This window comes from Nocardia sp. MDA0666 (assembly GCF_003023875.1).
Taxonomy (GTDB): Bacteria; Actinomycetota; Actinomycetes; order Mycobacteriales; family Mycobacteriaceae; genus Nocardia; species Nocardia aobensis.
The window spans coordinates 133,632-150,515 of record NZ_PYHT01000016.1; the positions used below are offsets into that span (position 1 = coordinate 133,632).

Annotated in this window: 16 protein-coding genes; 10 read left to right on the plus strand and 6 right to left on the minus strand. The window is 68.1% G+C overall.

Translation table 11 applies throughout. The features are described 5' to 3' along the window. Positions 1-590 precede the first annotated feature (590 nt). Positions 591-1,484, minus strand: coding sequence for a universal stress protein (locus C8258_RS21820; RefSeq protein ID WP_106956798.1), 894 nt, complete (start codon positions 1,482-1,484; stop codon positions 591-593). A 286-nt stretch (positions 1,485-1,770) separates the two neighbouring features. Here C8258_RS21820 and C8258_RS21825 point away from each other — a divergent pair, with 286 nt between their 5' ends. Next, positions 1,771-3,039, plus strand: a complete 1,269-nt coding sequence (locus C8258_RS21825; RefSeq protein ID WP_146161303.1) for a S9 family peptidase — start codon at positions 1,771-1,773, stop codon at positions 3,037-3,039. A gap of 71 nt (positions 3,040-3,110) precedes the next feature. Here the strand turns inward: C8258_RS21825 and C8258_RS21830 are convergent, their stop codons facing one another. Both C8258_RS21830 and C8258_RS21835 read right to left on the minus strand, forming a co-directional pair. Beyond that, positions 3,111-3,908 (minus strand): SDR family oxidoreductase, encoded by a 798-nt coding sequence (locus tag C8258_RS21830; RefSeq protein ID WP_106956800.1) that lies wholly within the window; start codon positions 3,906-3,908, stop codon positions 3,111-3,113. 138 nt (positions 3,909-4,046) lie between these two features. Continuing rightward, entirely contained in the window at positions 4,047-5,033 is a 987-nt protein-coding gene (locus C8258_RS21835) for a DUF2804 domain-containing protein (protein ID WP_199195804.1), read from the minus strand. A 208-nt stretch (positions 5,034-5,241) separates the two neighbouring features. On the opposite strand from C8258_RS21835, the gene C8258_RS21840 reads away from it, so the two are divergent. The 3 genes from C8258_RS21840 (at position 5,242) to C8258_RS21850 (ending at position 8,633) form a co-directional block, all read left to right on the plus strand. After that, positions 5,242-5,898 (plus strand): TetR/AcrR family transcriptional regulator, encoded by a 657-nt coding sequence (locus C8258_RS21840; protein ID WP_369974800.1) that lies wholly within the window; start codon positions 5,242-5,244, stop codon positions 5,896-5,898. A gap of 41 nt (positions 5,899-5,939) precedes the next feature. Beyond that, positions 5,940-6,800, plus strand: a complete 861-nt coding sequence (locus tag C8258_RS21845) for a 3-hydroxyacyl-CoA dehydrogenase (RefSeq protein WP_106956802.1) — start codon at positions 5,940-5,942, stop codon at positions 6,798-6,800. Between the two features lie 66 nt (positions 6,801-6,866). Continuing rightward, positions 6,867-8,633, plus strand: a complete 1,767-nt coding sequence (locus C8258_RS21850; protein ID WP_106956803.1) for an oleate hydratase — start codon at positions 6,867-6,869, stop codon at positions 8,631-8,633. A gap of 7 nt (positions 8,634-8,640) precedes the next feature. On the opposite strand, the gene C8258_RS21855 is transcribed toward C8258_RS21850, so the two are convergent. The 3 genes from C8258_RS21855 to C8258_RS21865 all read right to left on the minus strand — a co-directional run bounded on the left by C8258_RS21855 (position 8,641) and on the right by C8258_RS21865 (position 10,956). Beyond that, entirely contained in the window at positions 8,641-9,150 is a 510-nt protein-coding gene (locus tag C8258_RS21855; protein ID WP_106956804.1) for a nuclear transport factor 2 family protein, read from the minus strand. Between the two features lie 145 nt (positions 9,151-9,295). Beyond that, complete coding sequence (locus C8258_RS21860; protein WP_106956831.1) at positions 9,296-10,144, minus strand: TIGR03619 family F420-dependent LLM class oxidoreductase; 849 nt, start codon at positions 10,142-10,144, stop codon at positions 9,296-9,298. Positions 10,145-10,152: 8 nt separating this feature from the next. Next, positions 10,153-10,956: an SDR family oxidoreductase gene (locus C8258_RS21865; protein ID WP_106956832.1), complete on the minus strand. Its 804-nt coding sequence runs from the start codon at positions 10,954-10,956 to the stop codon at positions 10,153-10,155. A gap of 493 nt (positions 10,957-11,449) precedes the next feature. Between C8258_RS21865 and C8258_RS21870 the strand changes: the two genes are divergently transcribed. The 6 genes from C8258_RS21870 to C8258_RS21895 are packed head-to-tail and all read left to right on the plus strand — an operon-like array spanning position 11,450 to position 16,776. Beyond that, entirely contained in the window at positions 11,450-12,865 is a 1,416-nt protein-coding gene (locus C8258_RS21870; RefSeq protein ID WP_233225245.1) for a sensor histidine kinase KdpD, read from the plus strand. Beyond that, the gene (locus tag C8258_RS21875) at positions 12,862-13,269 is read left to right on the plus strand and encodes a roadblock/LC7 domain-containing protein (RefSeq protein ID WP_106956806.1); all 408 of its coding nucleotides are present in this window, start codon (positions 12,862-12,864) and stop codon (positions 13,267-13,269) included. Before C8258_RS21870 ends, C8258_RS21875 begins: the two co-directional genes overlap by 4 nt. A 10-nt stretch (positions 13,270-13,279) precedes the next feature. Further along, positions 13,280-13,645, plus strand: coding sequence for a DUF742 domain-containing protein (locus tag C8258_RS21880; RefSeq protein ID WP_106956807.1), 366 nt, complete (start codon positions 13,280-13,282; stop codon positions 13,643-13,645). Between the two features lie 49 nt (positions 13,646-13,694). Then, positions 13,695-14,273: an ATP/GTP-binding protein gene (locus tag C8258_RS21885; RefSeq protein WP_255420437.1), complete on the plus strand. Its 579-nt coding sequence runs from the start codon at positions 13,695-13,697 to the stop codon at positions 14,271-14,273. Further along, positions 14,270-15,547 (plus strand): cytochrome P450, encoded by a 1,278-nt coding sequence (locus C8258_RS21890; RefSeq protein ID WP_106956808.1) that lies wholly within the window; start codon positions 14,270-14,272, stop codon positions 15,545-15,547. Before C8258_RS21885 ends, C8258_RS21890 begins: the two co-directional genes overlap by 4 nt. Continuing rightward, entirely contained in the window at positions 15,544-16,776 is a 1,233-nt protein-coding gene (locus C8258_RS21895; RefSeq protein WP_233225246.1) for a cytochrome P450, read from the plus strand. The genes C8258_RS21890 and C8258_RS21895 overlap by 4 nt, the downstream gene beginning before the upstream one ends. Positions 16,777-16,884 lie beyond the last annotated feature (108 nt).

The window sequence follows — 16,884 nt, forward strand, 5'->3', positions numbered from 1 at the left end:
GACGGAATCGGTTCCCTCGAACCGAACCGGAGTCCGCCACGCGCACCGCACCCCGCTCGGCGAGTTGCCTTGCTCGACAACACGTTTCACTTCCGATCGGAAGTTTCCGCTTTCGCGAAACCGGGTACAGGGTGGTGCACGCACGACACCGCTCGACGGTCTCGATCGGTCCTCGAGACCCTTCGTTTTGCTAGGAAATTTTTTTCGGGACCCGCCGGAGTCCCGCCACACCCCGGGAATCGGGCCCACAACGCCGCTCGAGACCGGTGATCCCGGCCGCGCGGACGGTGTGCGATGATCTTGTCGAACGGCTCGGACGGTCGGCCGCTCCTCGTCGCGGCGACCGAAGTTGTTCTCTCCATAGGCTTTTCCTGGTCAATAGACCGAGCGCTAGGGCTCGACCCTCACCGATGCCTGCCCGGCCGACCGCTGTCCACAGCTGCGTCGTCGCCCTGGGTTTGCCACGCCGTTACGCGGGCTCGCGACACTCCCGGTGAGCATGGTGCCGGCGAACGAGCCGGAACTGGAGTTCTCGGGGGTGTGATCGAACGACTGTCGCCGGGCGGCCGGTCGGCCGCCCGGCCGACGTCTCACCGTCGGCGCACCACTATCACCGGGCATTCGGACGACTGCAACAGGGCATGACCGGTCGAACCGAGCAGCATGCCGGTGAATCCGCCCCGGCCATGACTGCCGATCACCACCAGCTGCGAATGTTCGGATTCGGCGAGCAGCGCACGGGCCGGCCGATCGGCCCACACCACCGGCCGCACATCGACATCCGGATACTGTTCCCGCCATCCGGCCAGACTCTCCGAGAGCGCGGCGCGCTCGGATTCGCGCAGCGTGTCCCAGCCGGCCACCGCGATCTCGGGCAGGCTGATATCGCTCCACGTGTGCACGGCGATCAGCGGCACCTTCCGCCGCGAGGCCTCGTCGAAGGCGACGCCGATCGCGGGTTCACTGTTCTCGGTGCCGTCGACGCCGACCACCACCGGCTTCGCCGCGGTCACCATGTCCGTCGCGGAATTCCCGGGGATCACCGCGACCGGGCAGTGCGCCCGCTGCACCAACGCCGAACTCACCGAACCGAGCAGCGCCCGCCGAATGGCGCCGCGCCCGCGACTACCGACGACCAGGCGGTACGCCCGTTCCGAACGTGTGATCAGGGTCGGGATGATCGGGTCGAACACCAGCTCGGCATTGATCTCCAGCGGCCCCTTCACCAACCCGGCGACCCGGCGCGCCTCGGCGACGATGCGCTCACCGTCCTCGCGCACCCAATCCGCGCCGCCCGTCCACACCTCGGAGCCGAAACCGGTCGGCAGCGTGGCCGAGGTGACGATGTCCAGACGCCGCCCGTGCAGGACGGCATCGACCGCGGCCCAGGCCACCGCCTGATAGGAGATCTCCGAGCCGTCGACGCCGACCACGATGGGCCGGTCGGGTTCGTCCGCGAGGTACGCCTCAGCTGATTCGGTCACAGTCGGCTCCACTTCGTTTCGGCCAGCGGTCTCCGCGCCGAGATTACCGGGGAAGCGGAATGCGGCATCGCTCGTTCCGGATGAGTCGCGGATTCCGGTCCGGTACGGCCGACGGTCGTCCCGCCGTGTATCGCCATGTCAGCAATCTTTCAGCGCACAGCGACGCGCTGCCGGCCGCAGACGTCGAACCGGCTGGTTGCGCGGAGGTATCGATATGCAGACAAGTTGAGCCACAATGATTCCAGCGCGATGGCCGCGCTCCACACGGCCCCGTTATGTTGGATGAATGTCTCGCGTGTCGTCACCGACCAAGATCGCCCGCAATCGCCGGGCACGACGTGGTCGGCTGGTCGTCGCCGCGGCATTGGTCTCGATCGCGGCCACGACGGCCACCGCGGCGGCGGACCCCACCGGCACGACGGCCGTCCCGGAGGGGCAGGCCTTCTACGACGCACCCGCCGAGGCGATCGCCGGACCACACGGCTCGGTGATCCGGGCCCGCAGTATCGCCGGCGATCCGGGGCTGCCCGGGGCGCGGAATCTGCTCGTGCTGTACCGCTCGGTGGATCTGCAGGGGCATCCGGTGGCGGTCTCGGGAACACTGGCGGTGCCCGACGGCACACCGCCGCCGGACGGCTGGCCGCTCATCTCGTGGGCACACGGCACCACCGGTGTGGCCGATATCTGCGCGCCCTCGCGCGATACCGGCCCCGACTATCCCGCCCACGACTACACCGCGCAGGTGCGCGAGGTGCAGCAGCACTGGCTCGCGGCCGGATACGCGGTGGCGCAGACCGATTACCAGGGCCTCGGCACGCCGGGCCCGCACGGATACCTGATCGGCACCACCGAGGCGCGAGCCGTCGCCGATATGGCGCTGGCCGCGCGGGAACTCGACGCATCGATCGGTACGCGATGGGCGGCGATCGGCCATTCGCAGGGCGGCCAGGCGGCGATCTTCACCGATGCGCAGGCCCGCGCCTGGGCACCGGGACTGGATCTGCGCGCTGTGGTGGCACTCGCACCGGCATCACAGGTGGAATTCGGCATCGGAGCGCAGCGCGTGGCGAGTGCGGTGGGAGCCGGCGAGGCGCTGGCCGGCACACTCGGCAACTCGAATGCGTTCCTGCCGTTGCTGATTCGCGGCGCGCAGACCGCCGAGAATATCGATCCGGCCCGCTTCCTGACGCCGCGCGCACTGAGCCTGCTGCCCGAGGCCGACACCGGATGCATCGGCGCCCTGCGCGCGCCGGACAGCTGGGGCGGCCTCCCCGCCGATGCCGCATTCAGCCCGCTGGGCGACGCCGCGCCTTTCCTCCGGGTATTGACCGACAACGATCCCAGCACGCTGCGCATCGACGCACCACTGCTGGTGTTGCAGGGCAGCGCCGACACGACGGTGCCCCCGCGGGCGACCGACGCGATGGTCGCCCGCCTGCGCCTGACCGATCAGCAGCTCACCTACCGCACCTACCCCGGCGCCGACCATCGCGGCGTCCTGCAGGCCTCGCTCCCCGACGCCCTCGTCTGGGTCGGCGCGCGCTTCACCTCCTGAACCGTGCCGACGCGAATTCGACTCGGCTCCAGCGCATTCGGATGCCGGCCGAGCCGGCGGGCGTCGGCGGTCTACTCCCCCGCGTACATCTCGCGCATGCTCTTGCCCATGAGGGCGACGGCCTTCTTGCGGGGCAGTATTCGTGACAGCAGCGTGCCGTTGAAACGGTTGGCCCGGCCGGGGATCACCGAGGGTTGTCTGCCGAGTGCGGCCAAGCCGGCGGCGACCACGGGAGCTACCGGCATCACCTTCGGGGAATTGCGGATCGTGCGCGGTGCGTCGGCGCGGTAGCCGGGGGTGTCGGTGGGGCCGGGCACGACCGCGACGACGTCGACGCCGTGCGGACGCCATTCGTCCCACAGTGATTCGGCCAGATTCAGTGTCAGCGCCTTGGTGCCCGCGTAGGAGGCATACATGGGGGTGCCGAGAAGACCGGACATGGAGCTGAGCAGGATCACCCCGCCGCGGCCGCGGTCGATCATCGGCGGGACGAAGCGGTGCAGCACGGTCATCATCGTGGTCACGTTGATGTCGATCGTCTTCAGATGTCGTTCCAGCGGTGTGTCCAGCCACATGCCGCAGACCGAGAGCCCGGCGTTGTAGACGACCAGGCCCAGTTCGACGTCGCCGACCAGCAGCGCTACCGATTCCAGCACCTCGGGCGCGGTGATGTCTCCGGTCACCGTCTGGGTGCGGATGCCGTAGCGGTCGGCCAGATCCGTTGCCAGCGTGTCGAGTTCGTCCTTCTCCAGCGCCACCATGACGAGGTTCAGGCCACGCTCGGCGAGCTGACGGCAGAATTCGGCCCCCAGTCCCAGCGCGGCACCGACCACCAACGCCCACGGCCCGTACCGCTGTGGAAAGCTCATCTGCTGTCTCCTCGACTCCGATCAGAAACGTATGCGAGTCCGATCATTGCATCCGGGAGACGAACACGCCCGCGGCGAGGGCCGGGCGGACCTGGGCGATCTACATCCGCACGGCAAGAACGTAGGTAGCGTTTCGGATCACCAGCGGTTACGCGCCTCTTCCGCCCAGCCGGTGAGGCCGTCGAACTCCACCCAGTCCCCCTCGTCGGCGCGGGCGCGGCCGGTGAAGTGCCCGAAGCACTGATGGGTGTCGTTGGCCACCACACCCAGCGCGGTCCTCGATTCGCGCACGTGGAAGGGAGTGAACTCCACGGCGACGCGGGGACCGCAAATCTGCCACGGCCGCAGCCAATCCCGGCGGTCGTACACCCATTCCAGCTCGTCACCGATCTTGTGTAACCGGCCGCCCACGAACAGCGCGTTCTCGGTCGAACCCGTGCCGTCGGTCCACCTGCCGCCGAGCTGGATCGCCGTCTCCGGACCGCAGCCGGCGGCCCAGTTCCACGCGATCGAGTACGGCCACTTCCCACGTCCGTGGTCGAGGACGGCGAATCCGTCGTCGATCACGTAGGCGACGCCGTCCACGGTGAGGGTGCCCGAGACCGGGCGGCCGAGATCCTTGACGGTGTACTGGAAGCGCTTCGCACTCCAGGGCACCACGACACCCAGCGATTCGTGTCCGGCCGGCAGCCCGGCCGTCAGATCGATATCGATCCGCGGCGTGGCGGCGTGAATCCTGGTGCCGCCCAGATCGTTTCGTAATTCGATCACCAGATCGCCGGCATGCCCGGATGCGGTACCGACGCCGCTGCGGTCGGGAAGGTGGACACCGCGAGCGAACGGCGTCACCACATCCTTGACGATCTCGGTGCCGTTGGCCCGGTCGAACAGGTAGATCCCCTGCAGCCCGGCGTAATCCAGCGACGCCAGCACGATTCCGATGATGTGATCGGGAGTGACGATGCCCCAGTACTCCCATCGCTTGGTGCGACCCCAGCCGCGCAGATTCGCCCGGTGCAGCGGGCGGCGCGTCCAGCCCACCGCGTCGGGGTTCAGCCGGCCCCGCGGCGTGCACAGATCGACACTCGCGGTGATCTCGCGCTCCGTGGTCACCCTTTCGGCCATCGTGGCCCTCCTTCGCTGCCGCGGTCGCCGCGACCGCGGTCGATCCATTGTCGCGGCCGGGCCGGTCGTCACGAACGGGCCACGCCTGTGACGAGGCCATGACCGGCACATGGGTCCGACGGCATGCTGGACGTGTTGCGCTTCCAATAGCTCTGAGTATGCTCATTAATGAGCGCACTCATTCTTATCGACCGGTAGGAGGTGTCGGGTGGCAAGCACACAGCAGAGCCAGCAGGTCGGCCGGCGTGTCCGCAATATGCGCGAGAAGCAGAGCCGGATCTTCGAGGTGGCCGCACGGTTGTTTGCCGAGCGCGGATTCGCCGAGGTCACCACCCAGCAGATCTCCGATCGGGCCGATATCGCCGCAGGCACCCTGTTCCGCTACGCCTCGTCCAAGGGGCAGCTGCTGCTCATGGTGTACAACGAGGATTTCCGGTCGGCACTCGAGACCGGCGCTCGCCGCGCCCGCGACATCGCCGATCCGGTCGGCGCGATCACGGCACTGCTGCGGCCGATTCTGGTCGCGGCCGCCCGCAATACCGAGAACACCATCGCCTACCAGCGCGAATTGCTGTTCGGCCCACCCGAGGAGACCTATCGGGAACAGGGGCTGGCGTTGGTGGCGCAGCTCGAGTCGGTCCTCGCCGAGATCCTGCTGACCGCTGTTGCGGACTCCGTCGATCCCACGGCCGCGCAGCGGGAGGCCGCGCGCGTGGCGGGCCGCAGTCTCTTCGCGGTCCTGCACATGGCGCTGGTGCGCCCGTCCACCGGCGTCCACCCCCACCACGATCCGATCGATGATCTGCACGCCCAGATCGCGCAGCTCGTCGCCGGTTTCCGCAGCGCCGCGGCCACCGGAACCTGAAAAACACCAGCGCGGGCCACGGTCCGCAGAACGGAGTCGACATGTCCGGCACGATTCGCAAGGTGAGCGTCCTCGGGACCGGAGTCCTGGGATCCCAGATCGCCTTCCAGACCGCCTTCCACGGTTTCGAGGTGACCGCCTACGACATCAACGACGAGGCGCTGACCGCCGCGCACGAGCGTTTCGACAAACTCGCGGCCACCTACCGTGAGCAGGTGCAGGGCGCGGGTGACGGCAAGGCCGAGGCCACCGCGGCGGGCATCACGCTCACCAGTGATCTCGCCGAGGCCGCGCGGGACGCGGATCTGATCATCGAGGCGGTGCCGGAGGTGCTGTCGATCAAGCAGGACACCTATCGCCGGCTCGGTGAGCTCGCGCCCGAGCACACCATCTTCGCCACCAACTCCTCGACGCTGCTGCCCAGCGATATGAAGGACGCCACCGGTCGCCCGGACCGCTTCCTGGCCCTGCACTTCGCGAATCAGGTGTGGCAGTTCAACACCGCTGAGGTCATGGGCACCGAGGACACCGATCCGAAGGTGTATCAGGCCGTGGTCGACTTCGCCCGGGCCATCGGCATGGTCCCGATCGAATTACACAAAGAGAAGGCCGGTTACGTCCTCAATTCGCTGCTCGTGCCGTTCCTCAACTCGGCGATGGCGCTGGCGGCGGGTGGCTACGCCGAACCGAAGGCGGTCGACGAGACCTGGCGCATCGGGACCGGCGCACCCGCGGGCCCGTTCCAGATCCTCGACATCGTCGGTCTCACCACGCCGTACAACATCCTGGTGAACAGCGGCGAGGACGGCCAGAAGCTGGCGCAGTGGCTGAAGTCGGAATACATCGACAAGGGCAAGCTCGGCCTGGCCAGCGGCGAGGGCTTCTACCGCTACAACGCGTAAGGCGATACGACACAGCAACTTTCGGCAGTGGGGGCGCGAACAACCTACAGGCAGGAGAAGACCCGGATGTACTACAGCAGCGGCAACTACGAGGCGTTCGCTCGGCCGCGCAAACCCGAGGGCGTCGACGACAAGACGGCGTGGTTCGTCGGGGCGGGCCTGGCCTCGCTGTCGGGCGCGGCCTTCCTGATCCGCGACGGGCAGATGTCCGGTGACCGGATCACCATCCTGGAGCGATTGAAGTTGCCTGGCGGCGCGCTGGACGGAATCAAGGAGCCCGCAAAGGGTTTCGTCATCCGTGGTGGCCGCGAGATGGAGAACCACTTCGAATGCCTGTGGGACCTGTTCCGCTCGGTGCCCTCGATCGAGATCGAGGGTGCGAGCGTCCTCGACGAGTTCTACTGGCTGAACAAGGACGATCCGAATTACTCGCTACAACGCGCCACCGTCGATCGCGGGCAGGACGCGCACACCGACGGACTCTTCGCGCTGAACGACAGGGCGCAGAAGGACATCGCGAAGGTCTTCCTCGCCACCCGCGAGGAGATGGAGAACAAGCGCATCGACGAGGTGTTCGGAAAGGACTTCCTGCAGAGCAACTTCTGGCTGTACTGGCGCACGATGTTCGCCTTCGAGGAGTGGCACAGCGCGCTGGAGATGAAGCTGTACCTGCACCGGTTCATCCACCACATCGGCGGACTGCCGGACTTCTCGGCACTGAAGTTCACCAAGTACAACCAGTACGAATCGCTGGTGCTGCCGCTGTATCGGTGGCTGCTCGATCAGGGTGTGACGGTCCGGTTCGATACCGAGGTCACCGACATCGACTTCGACATCACCCCGGATCGCAAGCAGGCCACCGGTATCCACTGGGTATCGGACGGGGTCGAGGGCGGCGTCCGGCTGGGCCCGGACGATCTGTTGTTCACCACGATCGGGTCGCTGGTGGAGAACTCCGACGAGGGCGATCAACACACCCCGGCGAAACTGAACGAGGGACCGGCGCCCGCGTGGGAATTGTGGCGGCGGATCGCGGCCGTGGACCCCGCCTTCGGCCGCCCCGACGTCTTCGGTTCCCATATCCCCGAGACCAAATGGGAATCGGCGACCGTCACCACGCTCGATCAGCGCATCCCGGAATACATCCGCAAGATCTGTCAGCGAGATCCGTTCAGCGGCAAGGTCGTCACCGGCGGGATCGTCACCGCCCGGGATTCGAGCTGGCTGTTGAGCTGGACGGTGAACCGGCAGCCGCACTTCAAACAGCAGCCGGCCGATCAGATCGTGGTGTGGGTGTACTCGCTGTTCGCCGACAAGCCGGGCGACTATGTGCACAAGACGATGCAGGAGTGCACCGGCGAGGAGATCACCCAGGAGTGGTTGTACCACTTGGGCGTTCCGCTCGACGACATCCCGGAACTGGCGGCCGAGGCGGCGAAGTGCGTGCCGGTGATGATGCCCTATATCACCTCGTTCTTCATGCCGCGTCAGGCCGGTGATCGGCCCGACGTGGTTCCCGAGGGCGCGGTGAACTTCGCCTTCATCGGCCAGTTCGCCGAAACGAGCCGGGACTGCATCTTCACCACCGAGTACTCGGTGCGCACCGGTATGGAGGCCGCCTATCGACTGCTGGGCATCGAGCGCGGCGTGCCGGAGGTGTTCAACTCCACCTACGACGTGCGCAGCCTGCTCAATGCGGTCGGCCACATGCGCGACGGGGACGCACTGAGGATTCCGGGCCCGGAGGCGTTGCGGCGCAGGCTCATCGGGAAGCTGGAGAGTTCGGAGGTCGGCAAGCTGCTCACCGAGTACGGGCTCATCGCCGACAAGTAGACGGCATTCAGTCGCGGGGATCGGTCTTCGGCCGGTCCCCGCTTCGGCGCGCGAAGGTGGACAGGAGTTCGCGCGCTTGTTCACCGCCGTCGAGCAGGCGGCCGGTGCGGCGGGCGATTCGCCACCCGTCGGATTCGCGGCGAAGTTCGAGCCGGTGCACACTCGCGCGCAGGACCCGGTAACTCTCCGATTCGCGGTGCACCAGCAGTGATTCGAAGACCGCGAGCGCCTCGTCGCCGTCGATGTCGATGCGTGCCGGACCCTGGAAATGCGCCGACCCGGACGTGATCAGACCCTGATGTGCGGGCGAGTTCACCATCGCGCGCACCTGGTCCCGGCCGTGCATCCGCCATCCCTCGACGTCGTATTCGCCATCGGGACACCATAATTCGGCAGTCGCCTCGGCCTCTCCGGCGTCCACCAGCGGTCCGTAGGAGGCGATGATGCGCATGATCGCCAGTTCGTCCTCGACCCGCCGCAGTCGGCGGAAAATGTCCGCGAGTTCGGTTTCGGCCATCTCGTTCTCCTCCGTACCGGCGCCGGCACTCGCACCGGTTCGAGTCCCGCGCCGACGTTGTGTCACAGAATATTCAGCTCGCCGCAGGCCGCGGGGCATCCGTCGGCTGGTCCGGTGGCAGGGTCCCCGCGCGGCGACGTCGGGCTCATCGGTTCGCGAGCTCGGCCAGTGCCGCCAGCTGATCGCAGTAGTGTTCGGCCGAGTTCGCGGTGACCGCGCATCCGGCCAATGTGGCACCCGCATCCGCCAGGGTCGCGAGCCGCCGTGTCACCCGGTCCGGCTCGCCCAGTGGGTCCAGCGGTCCGGTGGGGAGTACGACCTCGAAGCCGGGTGGCGATTCGACCTGCGAGAGCATCGTCTTCAGTTCTGCCATCGGCAATCCGAACGGCATCCACCCGTCGCCGAAGCGGACCGCGCGGCGCAGCGAGCGCATGGTTCGCCCGCCGACCCAGATCGGCACACGGGCCTGCACACCGGCCGGTTCGACGATCATCTCCGAGAAGCTGTAATGCGTTCCGGCATAGTGTGGTTCGCGCACACCGAACGCGGACCGCAGCGCGGCGATCGCATCGTCGGCCTGCTCTCCGCGTCCCTCCCACAACGCGCCCAGCAGCTCGAATTCCGCACGCAGCGAACCCACTCCGACGCCGAGAACGACCCGCCCGTCACTGATCCGGTCCAGGGTGCCGTAGCGCTTGGCGATCTCGAGCGGGTGGTGATAGGGCAGCACCAGCACCGAGGTGGCGAGGCGGATCCGGGTGGTGCGGGCGGCCAGATACGACAGTGTGGCCACCGGATCCCAATAGGTCGCGCCGCGGGAGGCGGCCACCGTCACGGGGACCGCGGTGTGCTCACTGCAGGTGAGATGGTCGAATCCGAGCCGATCGGCGGCCTCGGCGATGCGGGCGAGTTCCTCCATGCCGGCGTCGGCCTCCCACGGCGAATACTGCCCGGGAAACCGCACCACGATCGGCGACGAGAGGGCCAGTCGCAACGGCGCGGTCATCGCGAATCCGATTCGGCGCCGATCAATTTCTGCATCCGGCGATGCCCGCCCAGCACGATCGCCGCCCGGTCCGGGCCGCTGCTGCGCGCGGCCGTCTCGGCATTGCCGCCCGCGACGAACACCGGGCCGTTCGCCAACTGCTCGAGGCCTTCGCGCGCCACATCCGCGGGTTCGGCCACGAGCATTCCGGGAATGTCGAAATTCAAGCCCGCCCGTGCCATCGCCGGCGTCCGGGTCACCCCGAGTACCAGATGCAGCACGTCGACGTCGTACTCCCGCAGTTCCAGCCACAAGCTCTCGGCGAAGATCCGCAGATACGCCTTGGACCCGCCGTACACGGTGTGGCGGGCCGAACCGCAGTATCCGGTGAGCGAGCCGACCAGCACGATGCCGCCCCGGCCCCGGGCGCGCATACCGCGCCCGAAATGGTGGACCAGTGCCAGCGGCGCGGTCACGTTGAGCGCGTTCATGGCGGCGAACGCCTCGAGGTCGCCGTCGAGGAATTCGGCGCTGTGGGTATTGGCCCCCGCGTTGTAGACGAGCAGGCCGACCTCCACGTCGGCGGTGGCGTTCGCGACCCGAGCCGGCGCATCCGGCGCGGTGAGATCCACCGCCAGTGTCCGCACCTGGACACCACGCGCGGCGACTCGTGCGGCGGTCTCGGCCAGCGGGCCCTCCCGCCGCGCCAGCAGCACGATGTTGATCCCCGCGGCGGCGAGCCGGTCGGCGAACTCCGCGCCGACCCCCTCCGAACCGCCGGCGATGACGGCCCACGGCCCGTAGCGGTGCGGATCGATGATGTCGTTCGGTTCTGCGGCCATGCCGGGACGGTAACTGAAACACGTTTCGGTCCGGCGCGCACTCCCGCTCACCGGTCACCCGGCGCCGGGAAGAAAAGCACTGCTCAGGGTGAAATGAACGCTGTTCACTAAAATGCCGAAAAATAGTGTGTCGCAACGTTTTCACTTCGTGATCATGTCGATCGATCACCCGGCGCATTCGCCAGTATTTTCGAACATGGTCGCCGAGCAGCGTTTTCAGAGAAACGGACCACTCGGCATCACATTCCTTCATTTCGAAAACTCGCCGTGAAACTTCCATTTCGAAGCCGCCGGACGGCAAGAACACTTCGGGTAGCGCACCCTCGAGGTCGGCGTTATGCTCGTGCGCGAATTTCGAAAACGTCTGGCGGTCCGCATATTCGAGCCAGCCGTGCACAGCGGAAGGTGGGGGAACTGTGCCGTCTCCGCACGGGTGGATGTGGATCCGGAAGTATCGATAGTGATCTATTCAGTGAATACGCAGCAGCCTCCCTCCGGCGGAACGTCCCGGCCACCGCGACGGCTACCGGCTTTCCTCCTTCCCGCCACGATCTGCGTCCTCACCGGCGCGGTGGCCTGCCTCGCCGTACTCCGGTTCGCACCCGCTACCGGACGGGTGACATTCGCCATCGCCGCCGGCGCCGCCGGGCTGATCCTCGCCGTGACGTCGGGATGCGCGGCGCACTACCGTGACCAGGCGATTCGCTATCGTGAAGCGAACGACCGGGCCGAGCGTGCGGCCGCCACCTACGTCGCCGAGAGCGAGGCGCGCCTGGCCGCCGCGCACGACACCGCGTCCGTGGCGGGGCGGGAGGCGAACGGCAGCGAGAACCGCCGGGTGGCCGCGATGGCGGCGTTCGCCGGTGCGGCCGGGCGCATGCAGGCCATGACCACCTCGATGCTGGCCGAACTGCGCGAGATGGAACATCGGCACGCCGACCCGTCGGTGCTGGCCGATCTGCTGACCCTCGACCACCGCACCGCACAGGCCGGACGCCTGGCCGACAGTATCGCGGTGCTCAGCGGCGCCCGCTCGGGCCGCCGATGGGCGAAACCCATTGCGATGGAGTCGATTCTGCGCGGCGCCATGGGCCGCGTCGCGGGCTACCGCCGGGTGCGCCTGCGCGCGGTCGCCGAAATCGCGATCGCCGGTCACGCCGCCGAGGGAGTCATGCATGCGCTGGCCGAGCTGATCGACAACGCGTGCAACTTCTCCCCGCCCACGACCGAAGTCCACGTCTATGCCGCCGAAGTGCCGGCCGGCGTCGTCGTCACCATCGAGGACAGCGGACTCGTGATGAGCGAATCCGCCCTGCGCCGCGCCGAACAGGCGGTATCGGGCACCGCGGCGGGCCGCGGAGCCGATACCGATCTGTCCTCACTGACCGGTACCCGGCTGGGGCTCGCCGTGGTCGGCAATCTGGCCCGCAAACACGCGCTGACCGTGTCGTACCGCCCGTCGGCGATCGGCGGCACGGCGGTCGTCGTGGTCGTTCCGCGCGATCTGACCACCCGTCTGGACCGCTCCCCCGGCTCCACCGCGACGATCGAAGTGCCTCCCGCGCCGCGATCGGTCAACCCGGCCGCAATTCCCGCGAGTCCGTTCGGACCGCCACTGACCGGCGACCGTGCATCGAGTCCGTCCGCGCCGAATACGGAACAGCCTGCCGCCCACTCGGTTCCACCCCTCGAACCGCCGGCCGAGCCACTGCCGAAGCGCCGCCGCGGCAGCACCCTCGCCGCCGTGCATCCCGACGGCCTGCGCACCGCCGCCGCCGACAATTCCGCCCACCCGCCGGCGCGCCCCTCGGCGCTGGGCGCCTTCCAGCGTGCGGTCTCGGCCCCGGATTCCCCCTCCCCTTCGATTGCCCTGGAGAACGATCGGTGACCACTTCCGTACCGGCACAACTGGATTGGCTACTCGACCAGCTGCTGGCCCGCACCCCGCACAGCCGCCACGCCCTGCTGCTGTCCAGCGACGGTCTCAAGATCTGCCACACCCCGGAACTGTCGGTGGACAAGGCCGATCAACTGGCCGCGATCGCGGCCGGTATCCAGAGCCTCTCGCACGGCGCCTCGGTCGAATTCGGCGACGGGCGCAGTGGCGTGCGGCAGTCGATGACGGAGTTCTACGGCGGCATCCTGTTCATCGTCGAAGCCGGGCTGGGAGCCCACATCGCGGTCGTCGCCGATGCCGAGGCCGATGCCGGGCTGGTCGGCCACAACATGAGCGAACTGGTCGAACAGCTCGGCGAACACCTGTCCGCCGCGCCGCGCGGTCCGCGTCCGTGAGGCGGCCGCGATGACCAGTCCGGGCCGTGACGACACCCCGGACCGGCTCTACACCCTCACCGGCGGCCGCAGCCACCCCGATACGGACACCTTCGATCTGGTGACGCTCGTGGTGGCCGAATCGGTTCCGGCCCCCGGTATGCAATCCGAACAGGTCGCGATCCTGGAGATCTGCCGGGCGCCGACTGCCGTGGTCGAGATCGCCGCCGAACTGCGGCTGCCGGTCGGCATCACGATGGTCCTGCTGGCCGATCTGCTCGACGCCGGCAAGATCACCGTGCGCCACCCGCGTTCCGCCCCCGCGTGGGAGCCGTGGAAAGCCTTGCCCGACACCGAAATACTGGAGAAGGTGCTCGTTGGACTCCGCAACCTCTGATCCGCTCCGCACCGGATTCGGCGACCGTCCCGCCCGGGCCCAGGCGCCGCTGGCCGATACCGTCCGGCACGGGCTCAAGGTCGTCATCGTCGGCGGTTTCGGCGTCGGCAAGACGACCATGGTCCGCGCGGTCAGTGAGATCCGGCCGCTCGACACCGAAGCGACGATGACCTCCCTGGGCATCGGTATCGACGATCCCACCGGCGCACCGGCCAAATCCACCACCACGGTCGCCTTCGACTTCGGCCGCATCACCATCGACGCCGAACACGTCCTGTATCTGTTCGGGGCTCCCGGACAGGAGCGCTTCTGGTTTCTGTGGGACCGGTTGTTCACCGGCGCGCTGGGCGCGATCGTGCTGGTCGACCCGCGCCGGATCACCGATTCCTGGTATGCGATCGACCGGCTCGAACATCAGCAGACGCCGTTCGTGGTGGCGTGCAACATCTTCGGGCCCACGGGCCACGACGACACCCAACTGCGCGCGGCACTGGATCTGGATCCGCACGTGCCGATGGTGGCATGCGATGCGCGCTCGCGGGATTCGGGTAAGCGGGTGCTGATCGCCCTCGTCGAACATCTGCACGCTGCCGGTCTGCGGGCCGCCGCCCGGGGATCCGCCCGATGAACGCGCCGCAGCCCGGCCTCACCACCGGCGGTTGCCCGGTGTCGCCCACCGATCCGGTTCCGTTGAGCGGACCGCGTTTCCACACCGACCCGCAGGAGTTGTACCGGGAGATGCGCCGCGCCCACGGCCCGGTGGTCTCGGTGGAACTGCCCGGCGGGATTCCGGCCTGGCTGGTGATCGGCTACCGCGAAGTGCACCAGGTCACCAGCGACGGGGAACTGTTCCCGCGCGACGTGGCGTGCTGGAACCAGTGGCCGAACATCCCGGAGGACTGGCCGCTGCTGCCGATGGTCGGTCGTCCGATGCCCTCGATCTATTTCACCGCCGGAGCCGAACATCTGCGGCATCTGGCCATGGTCGAGCCCGCGCTCGAACAGGTCGACCCGTTCGGATTGCGCAGGGCCTGCGAGGATCTGGCGGATCGGCTGATCGACCACTTCTGCGGGCGCGGCCACGCCGATCTGATCGCGGAGTACGCCGAACCGCTGCCGGTACTGGCCTTGGCGTGGGTGATCGGATTCCCCGACGACCAGGGCGCGGATCTGGCCTGGACGATGAAGACGCTGGCCGACGGCGGCGCCGAGGCGCAGGCGGCCTACGGCCGGTTCGCCGACCATATGCAGCGACTCGTCGCGATGAAGAAGTCGCGCCCGGGCAACGATCTGACCTCGCGGATGCTGCATTCGCCACAACGGTTCAGCGACGAGGAGTACGCCCTGGACCTGATGGCCGTCACCGCCGCGGGCCAGCTGCCGACCAGCGACTGGCTGGGAAATTCGGTGCGGCTGATGCTCACCGACGACCGTTTCGCCGCCGCGCTCGGCGGCGGCCGCCACAGCATCGGCCAGGCGATGAACGAGGTGCTGTGGGAGGACACCCCCACGCAGATCCTGGCCGGGCGCTGGGCCTCGCGCGACACCCGGCTGGCCGACAAGACCATCCGGCGCGGCGATATGCTGCTGCTCGGCCTGGCCGGCGCGAACACCGATCCGCATGTGCGCCAAGACCTTTCCGATTCGCTCGCCCCCGCGCACAGCGGCAACAGCGCGCATTTCGCGTTCAGCTACGGCGAATACCGCTGCCCCTTCCCGGCCCAGCAGATCGCGGAGATCATCGCGCGCACCGGGATCGAGGTGCTGCTGGATCGGCTGCCGGATCTCGACCTCGCGGTCGCCGCCACCGAACTGACCCGCCGGCCGTCGCCTTTCCTGCGCGGAATGACGTCGCTGCCGGTCACCTTCACACCCGTTCGTACCGTGGGAGGTACCCCGTGAATGCCAGTTGCCCGCATGCCGCACCGCTCGTGATCGATCCGATGGTCGGCGACCTCGCCGGGGAGACCGCCCGATTACGCGATGCCGGACAGCTGACCCGCATCGAACTGCTGGGCGTCCCGGCGTGGACCGTCACCGGCCATACCCTGGCCCGGCAGTTGCTCATCGACCCGCGACTGGTCAAGGACATCAACTCCTGGTCGCTGTGGCGCGACGGCGTGGTCACCCGGCAGTGGCCGCTGATCGGCATGATCGATGTCGGGGTCTCGATGTTCACCGTCGACGGGCCCGAACACCGCCGCCTGCGGATCAAGACCACCCAGGCGCTGACCGCGCGCCGCCTGACCGCCCTGCGCCCGTTCATCGAATCGACGGTCGCCGCACTGCTGGACGATCTGGCCGCCGCCTCCGGCGACGGCACGGTCGACCTGAAATCGGTCTTCGCCTATCCGCTGCCGATGCGCGTGATCAGCGAGCTGATGGGCGTCGACCACGCCGACCATCCGATGCTGCTCGACTGGTACAAGGCGTTCTTCTCCCTGCTCACCCCGCAGGACGAGCGGCTCGCGGTGATCGAGCGGATGGGCGAGTACTTCACCGAGATGGTGCGCAAGAAGGCCGCCGACCCGGCCGACGACCTGACCAGCGCGCTGATCCTCGCCACCGACGGTGGCGAACCGCTCAGCGAGGCCGAGGTGGTCGGCAATCTGCAGGCGCTGGTCGCGGCCGGGCACGAGACCACGGTGTCGCTGATCCTCACCACCGTGCGCGCCCTGCTCACCCATCCGGAACAGTTCGCGCTGGTGCGGTCGGGGCAGATCGACTGGGAGACCGCGATCGAGGAGACCCTGCGCTGGGACGGCCCGGTGACACATCTGCTGATGCGGTTCGCGACCGAGGACATCACCGTCGGCGACACCGTCATCGAACGCGGCGAGGGGGTGGTCATGTCGTATCGGGCCATCGGCCGCGACACCACGGTGCACGGCGCCGATGCCGGTGAATTCGACATCACCCGGCCGACGGCCAAGCGGCACATCAGTTTCGGTCACGGCCCGCACATCTGCCCGGGTGCCGCACTCGCCCGGCTGGAGGCCTCGATCGCGCTGCCCGCGCTGTTCGAGCGATTCCCGCAGCTGTCGGTGGCCGTACCGGTGGAGGAGATCCACAACCTTCCCGTGCTGACGCAGAACGATCTGGCACAGTTCCCGGTCCGGCTCGGCGACTGAGTTTCCGCGCGCGACACCAGGGCCGCGCTACCGGCTTTCTCGGTAGCGCATTGCTATCGTCGATGACCGGCCCAGTCGTGCGCGAAAACTCAACCGAGAAAGGGCGTG